Below are 3,470 nucleotides of genomic sequence, written 5' to 3'. Positions count from 1 at the left end.
TCGCGTCTGCCACTGTCTACACACGCCCAACACGGGAAGTCGTCATCCAAGATCTCGCAGTCGCAATCATCAGGAGTCGCATCGTCTTCTATCCCGGTTTCCGGTTGTTCGTTAGTGATCACACCTCCATCTGCGACCATCTGCATTTGCTCAACGGCATCGATGATTGGACGACGAATCGCAACTGCGACCCGGTGTTTGCACGGTCCAGCGTACTTCTTGTCCGCTGGGCACTCGCACGATATTGGTAGGCCGTCGACGATTCGTACGTTGTATTCGTGGTTCTTGGGATCGGCATGGCTCGCGTTGCGGACAAGCACATTGCCGTCGAATAACGAGAATTCGAAGGCCTCGTACTGGGCTCGTTTCAGGACACGCTTCGTTGGGTCGAGTCTTGCTAGTAGGGATTCAGACATGGTGTTTTTCGAAGCGCTCAGAGGAGAGCGCCTCGCCCATCGAGGCGCTAAGAAAGTGAAGTTATTGAGCAAGTGGGGACCTCACTACGCCGAATCAGGACGGTTCCAACTATCTTGAGACGTTATGTCACTCGTTGGAACACGGAAGCGACACTCGAACGACCGTCCCGTGTGGTTCTCTATCCTCGAATTCGATCGAACTGCCCGCTCGACCGGTAATCCAACTTGCGAGCCACAAGCCAATCCCATCGGTATGATATAATGAATCGGGGAGACTATCGGCAGTCACGAGTTCTCGCTCGATCTCAGGAATACCGGGTCCTCGGTCTGCAATTGAAATCGTTGCGGTTTGCTCAGTCGATGTGACGTCAATCTCGACCGTTGGTTCGTCTTGGTCGGTGTGTACGATTGCATTTTCAATGAGCTCTCGAAGGGCGTGCTCAATTTGGCCTGTAACAGTGACTGAAACATGATCTGGTGCCGTGACTGAGATTGACGCTTCTGGATACTCAGCGCGGACGCTAGCTACAGCGGAGTCAACAAGTCGCGAAACTTGCAACGAGCGGGCTTCCGGCGGGTCAGAGAATAATTCGGCGATAGTCCGTTCTTTTTCAGCAAGTGCCATGAGCTGCTCTCCAGTCGATTGGATTTTCGCAGCTGACTCTGCGAGATTACCATCAAGTTGGCCCTCCAGTCGGTCGGCATGGCCAAGAATGATGTTCATGTCGTTCCGAAGGTTATGACGAAGCACACGGTCCAAGACAGCTACTTGCTGGTCACGCTCAATGCGGTCTGTAATGTCTGTCTGGACTGCAATGAACCCCGTTACATCACCATCTTCGTCCGTGAGTGGCGAAATAGTCTGGTGGGCATGGTACAACCGACCATCACTGTCTTTGTCGACGATCCGTTCTTCGAAGGCATTTCCAGCCGTAATCTCGTCCCAAAGACGTTCAAAGTACTCTGGAGGCATCTTCCCGGAGTTCAGAATCGCCGGTGTGTTGCCAACTGCATCATCAACTGAATACCCGGTTAGTGCTTCGAATCTTTCGTTGACATATTGAATCTCTCCATCCACATCGGTAATGTAGATTGCGTGGCCAGAGCTCTCAACAGCTCGCTTGAACTGTCGAAGTTGTTTCTCCGCCTGTTTTCGCTCTGTGACATCGGCCTGAAATCCAATATAATGCGAAACATCACCGCTGGAGTCCGTCACAGGTGCGAGCGTCACCCGATTCCAAAACTGTGTGCCGTCTTTGCGGTAGTTCCGAAGCTCGACGGTCACAGTGTCATGTTCATCGATTGCGTCCCGAATTGAGGCAACCGTTTCTGGGTCGGTCTCTGGGCCCTGCAAAAATCGGCAGTTGCGACCCAGTGAGTCTGCTTCACTGTATCCAGTAAGGTCTTCGAACGCGTCATTGACGTAGATGAGTGGCTCGTCATCCTGGTCCATATCTGCAAGGGTCACGCCAACGGGTGCGTTGTCGATTGCTCGCCGAAGGAGTTTGATACTCTGTTGCTGGTCGTGCTCGTCGGTGATATCTCGAATTGCCCCTCGGAATTTTACAATCGTCCCATCAGCGTACACCGGTTCACCGACAGACCGTACCCACCGCTTCCGACCTGTCGCTGTTCGAATACGCGCTTCGATATCGTACGGTTCCCCATTGTCTGCAGCGCGTTCAATCGCCTTGATGACAGTCTGTCGGTCTGCAGGGTGGTAGAATGAAAGTGCTTTATCCACAGTCGGCTGGTACTCGTCACTGACGTCGTGGATCTTCCGTGTGCCACGTGTCCAGCGAAGTTCCCCTTCTTCGAGGTCTGCTTCCCACCCACCAGTTTCAGCTAGTGCCTCAGTGTGACGAAGAAGCGCCTTTCGGCGCTCTGTCTCTCCATCAAAAGGTGACTCGTCAGTCTCTTCCGCTGAGACGGCGGCTTGGCCAATAAGGACCAACAGAATCCCGTCGTCGTCGGGGAGCATCCACCCACTGCAGTCCGGGCAATCACTGCCTCGGCGCTCAATCGGCACTGGGGATTGTGTTTCTATGACAGAGTTGAGTGCTTGTCGCGTTATCTCAAACCGGCTCAACACAACATCAACGACGTCTTGATTGAGTGCTTCCTCTTCGTCTATCCCGAGTATAGCTGCTGCACCCGGACTCATTGATTGGCAGACGAGATCGGAATTAAATGTTATCGTGGCTTCAATGCGGGAACCAGATGTACCCTGCACTGTCTTTTCCTCGTCAGATGAACCTCTCACTCAAATCCGCCTGTGAATAATGCCGCCGAGATTGCCAACCATTTGCTCGATCAAATTATTCATTGTGGCTAATGTGTTGGTTGGGTTATTTAAATAAGCATGTCCCCGTGTCTTCACGATTTTTGAATCATTGTCAGTGCAATGTGGAGGTTGTGGCTGCGCGCACAGCGTCGGCGACGTCGTTGCCGGCGCGAGCACGGAGCGGTGGGTGGGGAGGAGGGGCCGGGAGAGTGGAGTCACAAAAAGAAAACAGCCGCTTACGACGCCTACTCAGCCCACCACGCCTCGCGCTCTGGGAACGACAGCTCCGACCATCCCGTCGCAGCCACCGAGACACGCCCGCCGTACCAACTCTTTGCGACGTTCCGCATCGTCACCCGCTCGCCTTCTCTCACAACCGATTGATCCGACTTGGTCCAGACAGTGAACTTTGTTTTCCCAGTCTCGTCCTCGATGAGTCCCACCTGCTGAATCGCCGAATTCGACGACTCCCAGAGCTGGGTCACCGTTCCAGAGATAGACACCTCTCGACGACTGACCTCGCTGACCGCCGCAATCGGAATCACCCGTCCCGGAGCCTGCTGCAACTCTTCGAACACTCCGACCACCGCACTCATCATCGACTTTCCATCTGCGACCTCTTCGGCCAACCGCCGGCTGATCGCCGAGCGCGACCATCCATCGAGTTTCGTCTGTAATCGCGCTGCCTCCCGGTTCACTTCACCCAATTCTTCAACTGAGAGTTGCTCACGCGGGTCTGCCTCATCGGGGTCGGCCCACCGATTCACACA

General features: G+C 54.2%; 2 protein-coding genes and 1 pseudogene. All 3 read right to left on the bottom strand.

Translation table 11 applies throughout. From position 1 onward, the window contains the following. On the bottom strand, positions 1–416 hold a 416-nt coding region (locus tag AUR66_RS01540), incomplete at its 3' end, for an SWIM zinc finger family protein (protein WP_058570770.1). Positions 417–543: 127 nt separating this feature from the next. Continuing rightward, on the bottom strand, positions 544–2,580 hold the full coding sequence (locus AUR66_RS01535) for a PAS domain S-box protein (protein ID WP_058570769.1): 2,037 nt from the start codon (positions 2,578–2,580) through the stop codon (positions 544–546). A gap of 365 nt (positions 2,581–2,945) precedes the next feature. Then, positions 2,946–3,470 (bottom strand): annotated as a pseudogene (locus AUR66_RS21620) (DNA-binding protein); the annotation flags it as partial.

The organism is Haloferax profundi (genome assembly GCF_001469865.1).
GTDB lineage: Archaea > Halobacteriota > Halobacteria > Halobacteriales > Haloferacaceae > Haloferax > Haloferax profundi.
Note: the sequence above shows the minus strand (reverse complement) of the source record. Positions and strands in the feature narration are given on the sequence as shown.